A 14,218-nucleotide genomic window follows, 5' to 3' on the forward strand; every position below is an offset into this window, starting at 1 on the left:
AACGGTCGAATCGGCGGGCGGACTGCCGTACGCTCATCGAAACGGCAGCAGCTCTCGCAGCGCGATCGAGCTGTCCACGTCGATCATGACCAGAGTGTCTGCGTTGGCCGCGTCGAGCTGGATGACGAACTCTCGGCAACGCCCACAGGGTGCGAGTATCGCGCCGTTGCGGTCTACCGCCACCATTCGCACGACCTTGCCTTGACCGGCGGTAAGCATCGCGGCCGCGGCTGAATGCTCAGCGCAGAAACCCAGCGACGACGACGTGTCCACGCAGACTCCCACGAAGACGTCGCCGTCCGCCGTCTCGATTGCAGCGCCGACGGTGCCGCACACCGCGGATTCGGTCAACCGACGGGGGGCGACCACGGCCCGCGCCGCGGCGAGCAGAGCATCGAAACCACTCACCGCTCGAGGATGCACCTATCCCCGGCGTGTCACCAAACACCCGTCCAACACCGGAACGAAACAGAGAGAGCTGATCCCATGCCAGACGACCTCGTGCGACACGGCACCGAGCGGTCGATCATCGAGAACCTACTCGACCACAACCGCAACGCCCTCATCGAGACTGCCCGCGGCCTCACCGAAACCCAGTCCCGCAGGCGACTCGTTGCATCGCTGACGACACCGATTTCCTTGATCAAGCACGCCGCTGGAGCGGAGAGGATTTGGTTCCAGCGGTTCTGGGCGGGGCTGCAGGAATCCGAATGCGACGGATACTCGCGTCGCGACGAAGGCACCTTCTGCGTCACCGAGGACGAGTCGTTGGACGACGTCATCGCCGAGTTCGAACGCGCCAGCAGAAGGTCCCGCGAGATCGCGGCCAGATTCGACCTCGACGACACCAAGGAACACCCGCGAGAAGGGACCGTCAGCATGCGGTGGACGTTGCTTGCCATGATTCAGGAATTCGCCCGGCACGCCGGACACGGAGACATCTTGCGCGAGCAGATCGACCGTCCCATCACCACGGGGCCCTAGCGTCGACGTGGCGATGGCATTCCCGCTACAGGAGATGATCATCAACACCGGTGCGAAGGTTGCCGACAAGCCCACGGGATACGTTCCCTCCGTGCGCAATTGGTGCCGAGAACAACGGCCCCAAGATCGGACGAGCCACCTGCGCGGTGCTTGCGAAGCCACTCGTCCACAGCTCGTGGCTCGGTCTCGGGCACGGTGGCGCTCCAGAACACCCACGCGTCGGTCCCTGATCAGCCGACGAGCATCGCGCGTGCCGCCGAGACGAAGTCGGCAACCAGCGGGTTCGTCTCCCCGATTCGGGTGGCGACGACGACACTGCTGGCGGGAAACCCTTCCAACGGTACCGTCACCAGATCCGAGCGCACCGCGCTGCGTCGGTCACCAACCGGAAGGACCGCGACGGCCTTCCCGCTCGCCACGAGTTCGATTCTGTCCTCGAAGCTTTCGACGACCGGGCCGGTCGATATCGGGCCGGGGTCGCTCGGCTGGTAGGAGTCCGTCGGGAAGATCGCTCGAGTTCCGCCGTGCGAGCAGATGATCGACTCGCCTTTCGCGAAGTCGTCCAACGACACCGACGTCCGGCCGGCCAGCGGGTGATCGGCGGGCAGCACCAGCATGCGCGGCTCGTCATAGAGCGTGGTGACGCGGAGGTCATCGGTCGGGATGAACAGGGGCGCCCTGGCGACCAGCGCATCGACCTGTCCGTCGACGAAGACGCCTTCCTCGTGGCATTCCAGGTGGCGGGTCGAGATGTCGGCGTGCGGGTGCCGGCGACGCAGTTCCCGGACCACTGGGGTGATGATGAGGTCCTCGACGTAACCGACGACGAACTTGCCTGCAGGTGCGTAGGCGCGGGCGGTGAGCGCCGCCTGGCGTGCCGCGCGGAGCAGCGCCTGTGCCTCGGCGAGGAACGCCTTACCGGCTTCGGTGAGCAGTGCGCCTTGCGGTGTGCGGTCGAAGAGCTGAACACCGAGACGGTGCTCCAGGCGTTGGATCTGCCTGCTCAGTGCTGGTTGTGCGACGTGGAGTTCGGCAGCAGCGCGGCTGAAGTTGAGATGTTCGGCGACCACGGTGAAGTACCGGACCAGCCGCAGCTCCAGATCGAGTCCGAGATCGTTCACGCGACGTCCAACTCGGTCGTCGTCGCGCCTATTCCGTTTTGGCATCGCGGCATGCGAACCAGGTCTTGGACGGGCGTCGTCGGCCGTCGAAGACTCGAGGACATGAGCAGATACGACGGCAAGAACGTGGTGATCACCGGTGGGAGCAGCGGCCTGGGACTGGCTACCGCGCGCTACCTGATCCAGCACGGCGCGCGAGTCATGGTCACCGGGCGGAACCAGGACACGCTCGATGATGCCGCCCGTGAACTTGGTGATCGCGGGACGATCGTCCAGAGCGACACGAGCTCCCTCGCGCAGATCGATGCACTGGCCGACCGGGTCCGAAGCGACTTCGGTTCCATCGACGCATTGGTCGTCAACGCCGGCATCGGGAGCTTCGACCCGTTCTTCGCCGTCACCGAGCAGACCTTCGACGACGTCTTCGCAATCAACACCAAGGGCCCCTTCTTCACGGTGCAGAAGCTGGCGCCGCTGCTGACCGAGGGCAGCGGGGTGGTGCTGACGACCTCCATCGCCAACCAGACCGGATGGGATGCTCTCAGCGTCTACTCGGCGAGCAAGGCGGCGCTGCGATCGATGGCCCGCACGCTCAGCAAGGAGTTGCTCCCGCGGGGAATTCGCGTCAACGCCATCAGTCCGGGCTCGATCGACACCGGCAAGTTGGAGAAGGAAGCGCCAGAAAAGGCCGCACGACTCAAGGCGGAGTTCGAGGCGAGCAGCCCGATGGCGAGGTGGGGGCACCCCGACGAGTTCGCGCCTGCCGTGGCGTTCCTGGCCTTCGACGCGACGTACGTCGCCGGAATCGAACTCGTCGTCGACGGCGGCGAATCGCAACTGTGAAAGGAGATCTGGCGATGAGCGAACACGAGGGCAAGAGGGTGGTCATCACGGGAGGGACGAGCGGAATCGGGCTCGCCACGGCCAAGCTGCTGGCCGACGGCGGCGCCCGCGTACTGGTGACGGGTCGTACGCCGTCCTCTCTGGAGTCGGCGCGAACGACCTTGGGTGCCGATGTCATGGTCGTCGAGAGTGATGCCGTGTCCGGGGTCGACTCCCTGGTGGACCGGGTTGCGGCAGAGTTCGGTGGCGTCGATCTGCTGGTGCTCAATGCCGGCGCGACCGACACCGCGACGCTCGAGGACACCGGGGAAGACATGTACGACAGGCTCTTCGAACTGAACACCAAGGCGCCGTTCTTCACGCTGCAGAAGTTCCTCCCACTGCTGCTCGCAGGGAGTGCCGTGGTCCTCACGACATCGGTCAGCAACACGAAGGGGATTGCGACGACGGGGGTGTACTCGGCGACCAAGGCGGCATTGCGATCGATGACGCGGACTTTCGCCCGTGAACTCCTCGACCGGGGGATTCGAGTGAACGCCGTATCGCCCGGGCCGATCGACACCGGAATCCTCGAACGCACCATGTCAGCGGAGGCCGCTCGCAGCTTCCTGGAGCAGGTCAAGGCCGACAACCCGATGCAGCGCTTCGGTGAACCCGAGGAGGTGGCGAAGGCGATCCTCTTCCTGGGGTTCGACGCCACCTACACGACCGGCGCCGAACTCCTCGTCGACGGTGGGGCATCGGATCTGTGAGCAGGCCGCTGAATGCGCGTGAACGCCGATGACGGCTTCGCGGGGCATGCGTGGGGCCGGTCGCGGTGCTTCGTCTCAGAGATCCTTCTCGCGTAGCCAAGCGCGGATGGTGTCGACGAGTTCCCTCTTGCGCTCCAGGGGTAGCCAGTGCCCGGCCGGCATGCTCGTCACGGTCAGGTCGTCGCACGCCGCACGCATCGGGTCACCTTGACGGTTTCCCGTGATGGTGCAGATCTGATCGAACTCGCCGTTGACGAACAGCACCGGTTGCCGCAGGCGGCCGCGGTCGGGCGCCGTGCGCGCATAGGCGACGGCGGCGTCGTCGTTGAGATACCACGCGCAGCCGGGCCGAAAGCCATTCACCTCGAACGACTTCACCAACACCTCGAAGTCCGCGGGGGGCCAGAGCGCCGGATCGGGCGCGGTGGCCGGCGCGCGATGTGCGGCCCCAAAGCGCCCGCCGTTGCGCGATACCAGGGCATTCGGTGAGATCTTGCCGACCCCGTCGGGATCTCCCGGCTGGAAGATCGAGGCCAGCGAGGACGCCAGGTCGGCGTCCAGATCGGCGACTGCGTCCTCGAAATTGGTCGTGTAGTAGCGGTAGTAGTCCCACTGACCATCCGGATACTGGTCGGTCGGGTAGATGCTCCGGTCGACCAGCGGGACGACTGTCTGCAGGGCGTGCCCATCCGGTTGATAGGCCAACGATGTCAGGACCGCGCCGCGGACGCGTTCGGGTGCGTGCGCGGCGAGGTCGGCGACCACGACGCTGCCCCAGTCGTGACCGACCCAGATCGCGGGCTCGCCGCCAAGGTGATCGTGGAGTTCGACCATGTCCGTCACGACGTCCTCGATGGTGTAGGCGTCGTGGGCGACCGGGATGGATGATCCGCCGTAGCCGCGCAAATCGGGTGCGACGCAGTGCCAGCCGTCGGCGGCGAACGCTTCCAGTTGCGCCCGCCACATCAATCCGATGCTGGGCCAGCCGTGGACGAACACCATCAAGGGCCCGTCCGCCGGCCCAGCCTCCAGGAAGTGCGTCGCGTGCCGCGACGTGTGAAGACCACGCGAAACCGGTATCGCGGCGGACCTCACCTCGCCCTCCGATCGGTCGAGCATGTCACCTCCTGCCTAAAGCAATGATCTTTGCTTTTGTGACGGTACGCGGTGAGCGGAGAAAAGCAAAGTTCTTTGCGTAAACTGGCGGAATGTCCGAGGGAACCGCCGTGAATCACCCGCAGGGGCGAACCAGTCGGGTGCTGGCCGCGATCTACACGGCGGTCGGCGAACTCGTCGGAGAGGGTGGCACCAGGCTCAGCTTTCCCGTCATCGCGGAGCGAGCCGGGGTCAATCCGACGACGTTGTACCGGCGCTGGAACGACGTGGGCGCTCTCCTCGAAGAGGTCGCGGTCGCCGCACTGACCCGAGACGGCGAATCGATACCCGACAGCGGATCGCTCGAGCAGGACCTGACGGAGTGGGCGACCGTCATCGCGTCAGATGTCGCCCGCCCCGAACGGACGCGCTATCTTCGCGCGACGGCATCGGCACGCACCGAGATCGTGTCGGCCTGCCCCGTCATGGAGACGCGACGCGAACAGGCGGCGGAGATGGTGCGCCGTGCCCGCGACCGCGGTGAAGCGACGCCGACCGTCGCGCAGATCCTCGACCACGTCATCTCTCCGCTCTACCACCACGTCGTCTTCGGTCTCGAGATCGACGGCGAATACGCCCGCCGGTTGGTTCAGGACGTGCTGGCCATGGTTCGGTGACGCGATGGGACCGAAGACGTCGGCGGCGTGCTTCAGTAGGGCACGGTCGGTAGGTATTTGCCGTCCAGCGTGATGACGGCGCGTTCCCCACCGTCGGGGTCGGCTACCTTCTTCACGTCGAGCCGGAAGTTGATGGCCGAGACGATGCCGTCGCCGAACTGCTCGTGGACGAGCGCCTTGAGGGTCGTTCCGTAGACCTGCAGCATCTCGTAAAAGCGGTAGATGGTCGGATCGGTGGGTACGCCGCCGGACATGGAGCCGCGAGTCGGAATGGTCTGCAGTAACCGCACCGCGTCCTCGTCCAGTCCCAGTAGAGCGCCAACGGCCTTGGCAGAGGCTTCCGGCAACGCGTGCTGGCCCAGGATGGCTGCGGTCGTGAAGGCTACCGACAGCTCGGCCGCGTCGGCGATCTGCTGCCACGAGAGGTCCTTGCGAGTCTTGGCATCGACGGCCGTGGCCGCCAGTAGCTGACGGGCGGTGGGATCGAACTGTGCGTGAATCATGGATGGTTTCCTACCTTTTCATGAGGACGTACGCCTCGTGGATGTGAGCGGAGACGATCCGCCCGTGGGAGGGGCCGCGCGTTCTCGGACGTACGCCTTCGCGGGCACCGGCGATTCGAGGTGCGGACGCGAGCAGACGGTCACAGACCGAGTTCGGACAAACTTGGATGATCCTCCGGCCGTGGCGCATTCCGGTCCCAGTGGAACGCCCGCTGACCTTCCTCGATCGGCACGTCGTTGATGCTGGCGTGGCGGTGTGTCATCAGGCCGTGGTCGTCGAACAGCCAGTTCTCGTTGCCGTAGGCGCGGAACCATCGACCTGACTCGTCGTGATACTCGTAAGCGAAACGGACCGCAATGCGATCGGCGCCGTGTGCCCACAGTTCCTTGATGAGGCGGTACTCGTGTTCACGGTCCCACTTGCCGCTCAAGAACTCGGTGATCGCAGCGCGGCCCGTCACGAACACGGAGCGGTTGCGCCAGACGCTGTCGACCGAATAGCCCTGCGCCACGCGGTGCGGGTCGCAGCTGTTCCAGGCGTCCTCGGCCATCCTGACCTTGCGCACGGCAGCATCGTCGTCGAAGGGCGGAACGGGCGGTCTGACCGCCGTGGCGGAGGTGTTGGTCATGGTCATCTCGCTTCTCTCGGGGGAGCGAATCGAATCATCGATCCATGTAGACGGACCTGTCTACATGCAGAGAACCTTAGCGCATGTAGACAGGTCTGTCTACCTACTCTCGAGACTTATGTGGACAGACTTGTCTACGATGGTGGAGTGAGCATTGCCCAGACACTCGACCCGCAGCTCGACGTGTCGACGCTGCCGGCTCGGGAACGGATCCTGGCCACTGCGTACCGGCTCTTCTACGGCGAAGGAATTCGAGCGACGGGCATCGACAAGGTGATCGCCGAGGCCGGCGTCACCAAGGTGACCTTCTATCGACACTTCCCCCGCAAGGACGCACTGATCCTGGCGTTCTTGGACATGCGGCACCAGCGCTGGATGGACTGGTTCGTCGACGCACTCGATCGCCACGCTGCAGGCAGCCGTCGCCGGCCCGCGGTGGTATCGGCAGTCGAGGAATGGTTGACCGCGGACTCCTTCCGCGGATGTGCGTTCATCAACAGCGTCAACGAGATCGGTGCCGACCTGCCGGAGGTCCACGCCATCACCGCTCGCCACAAGGCAGACATGGTCGCGGCCATCAGGGCGACACTGCCACCGAGTACGAATCGAAACCGGACGGCCCACGCGCTCGGCCTGGCAGTCGATGGCGCCATCGTGCAGGCGCAGTATCAGCGCGACGCCACGTCGGCGGTGAAGGCGCTCGCCACGATCGCGGCGGCGCTCCTGCAGGCGAATCCCTCGACGTAGCCGACCGTTCTCCACCGACCGGGCTCGCGGCTACTCCTTCGTCGCCACCACCGTATCGCCTCGTGGGTGCCGGCACCTCATCGCACGGTCCGGGTGCACGAGGCCGTCGAGCGGCAAGGTTCCGTTCTCATTGGCTGCGTCGCCGGCGTTTCGTGCGACGGTAGGGGCATGACAACATTCGTCATCGACGCACCGTTGGCGATAGAACTCGCCACCAACGAGGTGGCCGTTCCCGCCGCACACGGCCTGACGGCACCGACGCTCTTGCGCTCCCAGGTGCTTGCACTCGTCTACGGCTCGGTGCGCCGTGGTGACATCGATGAACGAGCAGGCCGGACGCTGCTCGACGGGATCCGGCGATTGCGCATCCGGCTGCTCGGTGACCGCTCGTTGCAGGATCACGCGTGGAAGATCGCTGCTCAGTTGGACTGGCCTGATACGTATCGGGCGGAATACATCGCACTGACGCAGCTGCAAGCAGACGCCTTGGCGACGGCGGACACCGCACTGTCCACCGCCGCAAGCGCTTTCGTCACCACCGTGTCGCCGGCGGACATCCTGCGTTCGTAGAGGCTGCAGAGATGGGCGTCATTTCGCGTTGAGTGCGACCGCCGCCCGGATGAGTGCCACGAAGGCCTTCTCGTCGAGTGCGTCGCCCTCTCCGATGTCGATGGCCCGCCTGGCGTTGCCGCCGAGGCTGGAGTTGAACAGCCCCGTCGGGTCGTCGAGCGAAGCCCCCTTGGCAAAGGTGACCTTGACCTTGTCCTTGTACGTCTCACCGGTGCAGATCATTCCGTCGTGGTACCACGTCGGAACGCCTCGCCACTTCCATTCCTCGATCACGTCCGGGTCGGCCTGCTTCACCAGCTTGCGGACGAGCGCCAGGGTTTCTCCGCGCCAGTCGCCCAGTTCCTCGATGCGCGCGTCGATCTTCTCGGACGGTGAATCGCCCATGCTCACTCCACCTCCTGAATGCGGATCATCGTGCCGGCCGGATCGCGCAGAGCACAGTCGCGTACACCGTAGGGCTGCTGCGTGGGCTCTTGGACGATATCGGCGTCACTGGCTTGAAGGCGTTCGAAGACACCGTCCAGATCCTTGGTGGCCAGCACGATGATCGAGTAGGTGCCCTTGGCCATCATCTCGGCGATGAGCCGCCGCTCGTCGTCGGTGACACCCGGGTCGGCGGCCGGCGGGTGAAGCACGATCGACGTGTCGGGCTGATTCGGCGGGCCGACCGTGATCCAGCGCATCGCGCCGCCTCCGACGTCCAGACGTACCTCGAAGCCGAGGACGTCTCGGTAGAAGGCCAGCGAGGCCTCCGGATCGTCGTGGGGGAGGAACGTGGTGTGAATCGTCAGGTCCATGTGCGTCACGCTAGATGCAGTGCTGCGGCGGGCGCTTCTCGATTCCTGATCGGTCTGCTCACGTGCCTTTCCATGCACGACGGCAGGCCCGCGGTCACGCCGGCCGTGTGGTCGCGGTAGACGCTGGGCGGCATTCCGACCAGTTCGGTGAACCTGGTGCTGAACGTGCCCAGCGACGAGCACCCCACGGTGAAGCAGACCTCGGTGATGCTGAGGTCGCCCCGTCGCAGCAGCGCCATGGCGCGCTCGATGCGCCGGGTCATGAGGTACGCATACGGCGACTCTCCAAACGCGGCCTTGAAGCTGCGGCTGAAGTGGCCGGCCGACATGTCGACGCCGCGGGCCAACGACTCGACGTCGAGCGGTTGCGCGTAGTCGCGATCCATCCGGTCGCGTGCGCGGCGGAGCAGCTTGAGGTCGGCAAGATGTCGCGCGGCAGCGGGCTCGCTGGTCACGCGCCTCATCTTGCCACTGACGTCGCCATCGCGGCACCTGCAGATCGGTGAGAGATCGGCGATCGCGGAGCTGCCGGCCCGAGCCTGAGACGGCGTCTTTCGATGGGGGTCTCGTCGTGCCCGAGACGGGGTGTCTACGGTCCGGCGACGAGCGGGTTCCACACCTGACTGAGCGACGGGTGAGGTGCGATGACGTGTCGCAGCACCGAGAGCGGAACGTCGGCAACGACGACAACGGTGGCCGCGTGAACCAGATCCGCGACGTCGGGACCGACGAAGGTGGCCCCGAGGAGCGTGCCGCGGTCGGCGTCGACGACCAGTTTGCCCTCAGCGTCGAACCCGTCCCGGAGAATGGACAGCTCGCCGAGCGCGCCTGGGTAGGTCGCCGACCGCGTGGTCACGTTGAAGCCCTCGGACCGCGCGGCGGCCTCGGTGCGGCCGACTTCCACCACCTGTGGATCGGTGAAGATGACTTGCGGCAGAGTCCCGGCGTCGCGAGCGAGGAACTCTGGTCCTGACGGCTCGACCCCTCGCGCCCGGCTGGCCACCACGCTCGCCACGATGCCCGCGTGGTACTGGGACACGTGCGACAGCATGGCGCGTCCCGTGGTGTCTCCGATCGCGTACAACCATTCACCCTCGACACCGGTCGCGGTCAGGTGATCGTCGACGGTGACGAACTCGCCGCCGTCGAGACCGACGGTCTCCAGTCCCAGTCCGTCGGTGTTGACGGAACGCCCCGTCGCGACGACGACCTCGTCGGCCTCGAAGCTCACGTCACCCGCCGCCAGCGTGACTCCGCCCGAACCGGTGCGTGCGACCGACGTGGCCGACGTGCCGAAGACGATCTCGACACCGCGGCGTCGGAGTGCGTTGGCCACCCGCTGGCCGACGAACGGCTCCGAGTCGCGCAGCAGCGTAGACGCCCGCGCCAGCAGGGTGACCTCACTGCCGAGGCCCGACAGGATGGTCGCACACTCGACACCCACGACTCCGCCGCCGAGAATGATCGTCCGGGCGGGAACGCGTGTCATCGTCGCGAGATCCCGATTCGTCCACGGCGCCGCCGATCTCAGTCCGTGGACGTCGGGGACGAACGGTCGTGTGCCGGTCGCCAGAACCACTGCGTGCTCGGCGTGAAGGCGTCGTTCACCTCCGTCGGGCAGGTCGACCACGACGGATCGTTGCCCATCGAGTCGGCCTCGTCCGTGCACGACGTCGATGCCGGCCTCCGTCATGCCGGCCACGATGTCGCGGTCGACCAGGTGATCGATGACGGCGTCTCTCTTGGCGAAGACCGCGTCGACCTGCACCCTGTCCTTGGCCAGGACCTCTCGCACCCCGGGGACGGCCCTGGCGAGTTCCAGGACCTCGATCGGACGGATCAGCGTCTTGGTCGGATTGCATGCCCAGTAATGGCATTCGCCGCCTACCAGACGGTCTTCGACGACTGCCACGGTCAGCCCGAGACGTGCGAGGCCGAGTGCCGCCGTCACGCCACCCGGTCCGCCCCCGACGACCACTGCCTCGTAATCCTCATGTTCGCGCATGTTCCTCCTCAGTCGTGTCTTCGGCGTGACCGCAGCCCCTCGATCGGAGCGACCGCTGCGTTCAGACGGGCTTGGACCTAGTCGGTGCGGCTGGGTTCTCGGGGTGGGTGAACGCTGCATGGGTGACGCCCTCGAGCGCTCGCCGCAGCGGCGCCACGTCACCGCTCACGCTGCCGAGGAGGACACCGCCCTGATAGGCCGCCAGTACGGCGGCAGCCAACGTACGTGGGTCCGAACCGGCTGTCAGCCCGCCGCCGTCGGCGACACGCTGAAAACCGGCCTCCAGCAGGTGCTCCCACCGGGCGAAGCCGGTGACGAGCGCACGGCGGGCTGCGTGGTCCTTCTCGCCGAGCTGGTGGATCAGCGACCCGATCGGACAGCGCATCGACGCTCCAGCTGCCGCGTGAAAGGCGACCACCTCGTCACACCAGGCGTACACGTCGGCGGCCGTGGTGATGCCCTCCAGCTCGGGGGTGAGCGCTGCCACCACCCGTTCGACCTGAACCGCGACCACCTCGGCAACGAGATCCGTCTTGTCGACGAAGAAGTGGTACAGCTGGCCGCGCCCCACGCTGGCTGCGGTACCGATCTCGTCCAGGGTCGTCGGTCGGATGCCCTGCGTGTGGAAGAGGTCGCACGCCGCGTCCAGTATCCGCTCGACGGTTGCCCGTCCCCGGTCCGTCGTCGGCGTCACCTTCACGTCAGCCTCCGTCACCTTGCCCGGTCCTACATTCTGGACTAAAAAGTACAGTGTCTGTATCGAATAGTCCAGTGTGGCCAATGCGGGCAGCTGCGTTCGTGTTTCGCACATTCACCGATGCCCGCACGGGGCACGACCAAGGGGACGTCATGCGCGAGAACATCGACAAGGGGTCGATACCACCACGTGAATCCGAGGAGCGCAGTTCCGTCAGTACGCTGAGGTGGGGATTCTCCGAATCCCGTACCACCGCGGTGTCCGCGCGGCTCGGTGTCTGGCTCGGTCTCGCCGCCGCGACGTGCATGGCGACTGGTCTGATCAGTCACTTCATCCAGCATCCGCAGCCCTGGTTCTGGTGGCCGACGCGACCGGTGTGGCTCTACCGCTTCACCCAGGGGCTGCACGTGGCGACCGGGATCGCGGCAATACCGCTGCTGGTGGCCAAACTCTGGTCGGTATGGCCGAAACTGTTCGCACGCCACGTGATCGGCGGCCTCACCCGTCAACTCGAACGGCTGTCGATCCTCGTGCTGGTGGGGTCGATGATCTTCCAGCTCAGCACCGGACTGCTCAACATCGCGCAGTGGTACGCGTTCGATTTCTTCTTTCCCCCGGCCCACTACGCGGTGGCGTGGGTTGCCACCGGGGCGATCATGGTGCACGTTGCCGTCAAGCTCCCCATCATTCGGCGTGCGCTCGGCGAACCGGTCGATCCCACAGCAGTCGCGGGCGGTGGTGCCCTCGGCCCCACCCGGCGCAGCGTGTTGATCGGAGCCGGAGCCGCCGCGGCGGTCGCCACCCTGGCGACCGTCGGACAGACGGTGCCGTGGTTGCGCCGCGTGTCCGTCCTTGCGCCGCGCTCCGGACAAGGGCCCCAGGGGGTTCCGATCAACCGCACGGCGGTTGCCGCGGGAGTGCTCGGCAGTGCGAGGTCACCGGACTACCGGTTGACGATCGTTGGGCCCGACGCGCGCCGGGATCTCACCCTGGAGGAACTGCGCGCCATGGACCAGGCGACACGTGAACTGCCGATCGCGTGCGTGGAGGGCTGGAGTGCGAGCGCCCGCTGGACCGGGGTGGTCCTTGCCGATCTCGTCGCGTCGGTCGGCGGCTCACCGGACTCCGACGTCCGGATGATCTCGCTCGAGCCGCCTGGGCCCTACTCGCGCACCACGCTACCCGCGCGACACGCGCGGGATCCGCTGACGCTGATCGCACTTCGACTCGACGACGAGGAACTCGACATCGATCACGGGTATCCGTGTCGGTTGATTGCTCCATCGAGACCCGGTGTGCTACAGACGAAGTGGCTGACCCGCATCGAGGTGATCGGGCGATGAACGATCCGACCGACGCGCCGAACGATCATGTCGGCGGCGACCATGCGGACACCGCGTCGAAGTCGTCATCACGCGCGATGACGCTCATGCGGTCCGGGCTGATGGCCGTCGGACTGTTCGCCGGGCTCTACGGCGCCTGGTTGCTGTGGGACTTCCCCTTCGAGGTGATCATCCGCATCGCGGTGTGGGTCGCCGCGGGAGTACTGCTGCACGACTTCGGGTTCGCCCCGGTGACCGCGGTGCTCGGCCACACGTCACGCCGATGGATCAAGCGCGCGTGGTGGACACCCGTTGTCGTGGCCGGCGCCTGCTCGGCGACGCTGATGCTCCTCGCCGTTCCCGTCCTCGACACCCCCGGAGCGAAGGCAGACAATCCGAGTCTCCTCGACCGCGATTACCCGCTCGGTCTGGTCATCTCGTTGGGGGTGGTGTGGGCGTGCGTGCCGATCTACCTCGTGATCGCCGGCCGCCGCCAGCGGCATCGAGACGTCAGTCGGTGAAGGTGGCCAGTGTCTGCCGACGGCGATCCACCATCAGTCGGGTGACGTCTGGTCGGCCGTAATGACCGACGGGATCGAAGTTCTGGCGCTCCCGGCGAACCTCCCCATGATCCAACGTAGCGACCGTCAGGCCCTCCCCGGTGTTCATGGGTTCGACGACCCAGCTGCCGTCCGGGGCGGCGATGCACGTCCCTCCGGTGCTGATCTGTTCGTCGCTGGCCGCCCGCATCATCTCCGCTCCGGGCATGTCGTCCGGGATGTCGTCCCGACGATAGACACCGGATACCGAGATGACGTAGGAGCGGGACTCGAGCGCGATGAACCGGGTGATGTCGATGGTGTCGGAGACGTCCCCGGGCCACAGCGCCACGTGCAGATCCTCGCCCTGGGCGTAGAGTGCCGTGCGCGACAACGGCATCCAGTTCTCCCAGCAGTTCAGCGTGCCGAAGGTGAACGCTCCCAACCGATGAGTCACCAGGCCGTGCCCGTCGCCGTTGGACCAGCTCAGGCGCTCTTCGTAGGTCGGTATCAACTTGCGGTGCACGGACGCGATCTGGCCCGCTGCGTCGATGGTGACCGCCGAGCAGTAGACGCTGTGTCCGCCGCGATCCCCGGGACGTTCGGCGATGCCGACGACCACCGAGAGCGCGTTCCGCCGAGCCGCCTCACGGACGCCGTCGAGGTGACCCGCCTCGATGTCGACGGCCTCGTGGAGATACAGGGAATGGATGTCCCGCTGCAGCTCGGAGTTGAACCTGGCCCCGTCCGTACGTCCCAGCCAGAACGGATAGCCGGGGACCACGGTCTCTCCGAAGGCTACGAGGTCGCAGCCGCGCGTACCGGCTTCGTCGACGTAGGCCTCGACCTTGGCCAGGGTGGCCTCACGGTCGAGGAAAACCGGTGCCATCTGCACGGCACCAACCACTTTCGTCTGATCACTCGCGATCGTCATGTC

19 protein-coding genes are annotated in these 14,218 nt (G+C 66.2%); 8 read left to right on the forward strand and 11 right to left on the reverse strand.

Going from position 1 to position 14,218, the window contains the following annotated elements; genetic code table 11:
* Positions 1–33: 33 nt before the first annotated feature.
* Entirely contained in the window at positions 34–408 is a 375-nt protein-coding gene (locus AC30CM_RS06230; protein ID WP_490115962.1) for a cytidine deaminase family protein, read from the reverse strand.
* Positions 409–486: 78 nt separating this feature from the next.
* On the opposite strand from AC30CM_RS06230, the gene AC30CM_RS06235 reads away from it, so the two are divergent.
* Positions 487–984, forward strand: coding sequence for a DinB family protein (locus AC30CM_RS06235; RefSeq protein WP_490115963.1), 498 nt, complete (start codon positions 487–489; stop codon positions 982–984).
* Between the two features lie 230 nt (positions 985–1,214).
* Here AC30CM_RS06235 and AC30CM_RS06240 read toward each other — a convergent pair whose 3' ends face one another.
* Complete coding sequence (locus AC30CM_RS06240; protein ID WP_490115964.1) at positions 1,215–2,054, reverse strand: LysR family transcriptional regulator; 840 nt, start codon at positions 2,052–2,054, stop codon at positions 1,215–1,217.
* On the opposite strand from AC30CM_RS06240, the gene AC30CM_RS06245 reads away from it, so the two are divergent.
* Both AC30CM_RS06245 and AC30CM_RS06250 read left to right on the forward strand, forming a co-directional pair.
* Positions 2,007–2,948, forward strand: a complete 942-nt coding sequence (locus AC30CM_RS06245) for an SDR family oxidoreductase (RefSeq protein WP_490115965.1) — start codon at positions 2,007–2,009, stop codon at positions 2,946–2,948. The two genes, AC30CM_RS06240 and AC30CM_RS06245, sit on opposite strands and share 48 nt — an antisense overlap.
* A 14-nt stretch (positions 2,949–2,962) precedes the next feature.
* A complete protein-coding gene (locus AC30CM_RS06250) occupies positions 2,963–3,700 on the forward strand; it encodes an SDR family oxidoreductase (RefSeq protein ID WP_490115966.1) in 738 nt (245 codons plus the stop codon).
* Positions 3,701–3,775: 75 nt separating this feature from the next.
* On the opposite strand, the gene AC30CM_RS06255 is transcribed toward AC30CM_RS06250, so the two are convergent.
* On the reverse strand, positions 3,776–4,702 hold the full coding sequence (locus AC30CM_RS06255) for an alpha/beta fold hydrolase (protein ID WP_490115967.1): 927 nt from the start codon (positions 4,700–4,702) through the stop codon (positions 3,776–3,778).
* Between the two features lie 206 nt (positions 4,703–4,908).
* Here AC30CM_RS06255 and AC30CM_RS06260 point away from each other — a divergent pair, with 206 nt between their 5' ends.
* Positions 4,909–5,472 (forward strand): TetR/AcrR family transcriptional regulator, encoded by a 564-nt coding sequence (locus tag AC30CM_RS06260; RefSeq protein WP_490115968.1) that lies wholly within the window; start codon positions 4,909–4,911, stop codon positions 5,470–5,472.
* Positions 5,473–5,504: 32 nt separating this feature from the next.
* Here the strand turns inward: AC30CM_RS06260 and cynS are convergent, their stop codons facing one another.
* The gene (gene cynS, locus AC30CM_RS06265; protein ID WP_490115969.1) at positions 5,505–5,975 is read right to left on the reverse strand and encodes a cyanase; all 471 of its coding nucleotides are present in this window, start codon (positions 5,973–5,975) and stop codon (positions 5,505–5,507) included.
* Positions 5,976–6,115: 140 nt separating this feature from the next.
* A complete protein-coding gene (locus AC30CM_RS06270; RefSeq protein WP_490116007.1) occupies positions 6,116–6,604 on the reverse strand; it encodes a nuclear transport factor 2 family protein in 489 nt (162 codons plus the stop codon).
* A gap of 147 nt (positions 6,605–6,751) precedes the next feature.
* Here AC30CM_RS06270 and AC30CM_RS06275 point away from each other — a divergent pair, with 147 nt between their 5' ends.
* Together AC30CM_RS06275 and AC30CM_RS06280 are read left to right on the forward strand one after the other, a co-directional pair.
* The gene (locus tag AC30CM_RS06275) at positions 6,752–7,351 is read left to right on the forward strand and encodes a TetR/AcrR family transcriptional regulator (protein ID WP_490115970.1); all 600 of its coding nucleotides are present in this window, start codon (positions 6,752–6,754) and stop codon (positions 7,349–7,351) included.
* A 93-nt stretch (positions 7,352–7,444) separates the two neighbouring features.
* Positions 7,445–7,921 (forward strand): type II toxin-antitoxin system VapC family toxin, encoded by a 477-nt coding sequence (locus AC30CM_RS06280; RefSeq protein WP_490115971.1) that lies wholly within the window; start codon positions 7,445–7,447, stop codon positions 7,919–7,921.
* Positions 7,922–7,939: 18 nt separating this feature from the next.
* On the opposite strand, the gene AC30CM_RS06285 is transcribed toward AC30CM_RS06280, so the two are convergent.
* From AC30CM_RS06285 to AC30CM_RS06305, 5 genes are all read right to left on the reverse strand, one after another.
* A complete protein-coding gene (locus AC30CM_RS06285) occupies positions 7,940–8,305 on the reverse strand; it encodes a DUF1801 domain-containing protein (protein ID WP_490115972.1) in 366 nt (121 codons plus the stop codon).
* 2 nt (positions 8,306–8,307) lie between these two features.
* A complete protein-coding gene (locus tag AC30CM_RS06290; RefSeq protein WP_490115973.1) occupies positions 8,308–8,718 on the reverse strand; it encodes a VOC family protein in 411 nt (136 codons plus the stop codon).
* Positions 8,719–8,723: 5 nt separating this feature from the next.
* Positions 8,724–9,173, reverse strand: coding sequence for a helix-turn-helix transcriptional regulator (locus AC30CM_RS06295; RefSeq protein ID WP_490115974.1), 450 nt, complete (start codon positions 9,171–9,173; stop codon positions 8,724–8,726).
* Between the two features lie 134 nt (positions 9,174–9,307).
* Entirely contained in the window at positions 9,308–10,723 is a 1,416-nt protein-coding gene (locus AC30CM_RS06300) for a dihydrolipoyl dehydrogenase family protein (protein ID WP_490115975.1), read from the reverse strand.
* Between the two features lie 61 nt (positions 10,724–10,784).
* Complete coding sequence (locus AC30CM_RS06305; RefSeq protein ID WP_490115976.1) at positions 10,785–11,438, reverse strand: TetR/AcrR family transcriptional regulator; 654 nt, start codon at positions 11,436–11,438, stop codon at positions 10,785–10,787.
* Between the two features lie 134 nt (positions 11,439–11,572).
* Here AC30CM_RS06305 and AC30CM_RS06310 point away from each other — a divergent pair, with 134 nt between their 5' ends.
* Together AC30CM_RS06310 and AC30CM_RS06315 are read left to right on the forward strand one after the other, a co-directional pair.
* Complete coding sequence (locus AC30CM_RS06310) at positions 11,573–12,763, forward strand: molybdopterin-dependent oxidoreductase (protein ID WP_490115977.1); 1,191 nt, start codon at positions 11,573–11,575, stop codon at positions 12,761–12,763.
* Positions 12,760–13,263, forward strand: coding sequence for a hypothetical protein (locus AC30CM_RS06315; RefSeq protein WP_490115978.1), 504 nt, complete (start codon positions 12,760–12,762; stop codon positions 13,261–13,263). Before AC30CM_RS06310 ends, AC30CM_RS06315 begins: the two co-directional genes overlap by 4 nt.
* Here the strand turns inward: AC30CM_RS06315 and AC30CM_RS06320 are convergent.
* On the reverse strand, positions 13,253–14,215 hold the full coding sequence (locus AC30CM_RS06320; protein ID WP_490115979.1) for a carbon-nitrogen hydrolase family protein: 963 nt from the start codon (positions 14,213–14,215) through the stop codon (positions 13,253–13,255). The two genes, AC30CM_RS06315 and AC30CM_RS06320, sit on opposite strands and share 11 nt — an antisense overlap.
* Between the last annotated feature and the right edge of the window lie 3 nt (positions 14,216–14,218).

The organism is Mycobacterium sp. DHQP2018-32-09, from assembly GCF_058148405.1.

What these genes read in the sequence shown, in the direction of transcription:
- AC30CM_RS06250 (WP_490115966.1), top strand. Translation starts at nt 2,963, where the DNA reads ATGAGCGAACACGAGGGCAAGAGGGTGGTCATCACGGGAGGGACGAGC.
- AC30CM_RS06300 (WP_490115975.1), bottom strand. Translation starts at nt 10,723, where the DNA reads ATGCGCGAACATGAGGATTACGAGGCAGTGGTCGTCGGGGGCGGACCG.
- AC30CM_RS06310 (WP_490115977.1), top strand. Translation starts at nt 11,573, where the DNA reads ATGCGCGAGAACATCGACAAGGGGTCGATACCACCACGTGAATCCGAG.
- AC30CM_RS06260 (WP_490115968.1), top strand. Translation starts at nt 4,909, where the DNA reads ATGTCCGAGGGAACCGCCGTGAATCACCCGCAGGGGCGAACCAGTCGG.
- AC30CM_RS06255 (WP_490115967.1), bottom strand. Translation starts at nt 4,702, where the DNA reads ATGGTGTTCGTCCACGGCTGGCCCAGCATCGGATTGATGTGGCGGGCG.
- AC30CM_RS06235 (WP_490115963.1), top strand. Translation starts at nt 487, where the DNA reads ATGCCAGACGACCTCGTGCGACACGGCACCGAGCGGTCGATCATCGAG.
- AC30CM_RS06270 (WP_490116007.1), bottom strand. Translation starts at nt 6,604, where the DNA reads ATGACCAACACCTCCGCCACGGCGGTCAGACCGCCCGTTCCGCCCTTC.
- AC30CM_RS06320 (WP_490115979.1), bottom strand. Translation starts at nt 14,215, where the DNA reads ATGACGATCGCGAGTGATCAGACGAAAGTGGTTGGTGCCGTGCAGATG.
- AC30CM_RS06290 (WP_490115973.1), bottom strand. Translation starts at nt 8,718, where the DNA reads ATGGACCTGACGATTCACACCACGTTCCTCCCCCACGACGATCCGGAG.
- AC30CM_RS06285 (WP_490115972.1), bottom strand. Translation starts at nt 8,305, where the DNA reads ATGGGCGATTCACCGTCCGAGAAGATCGACGCGCGCATCGAGGAACTG.
- AC30CM_RS06315 (WP_490115978.1), top strand. Translation starts at nt 12,760, where the DNA reads ATGAACGATCCGACCGACGCGCCGAACGATCATGTCGGCGGCGACCAT.
- cynS (WP_490115969.1), bottom strand. Translation starts at nt 5,975, where the DNA reads ATGATTCACGCACAGTTCGATCCCACCGCCCGTCAGCTACTGGCGGCC.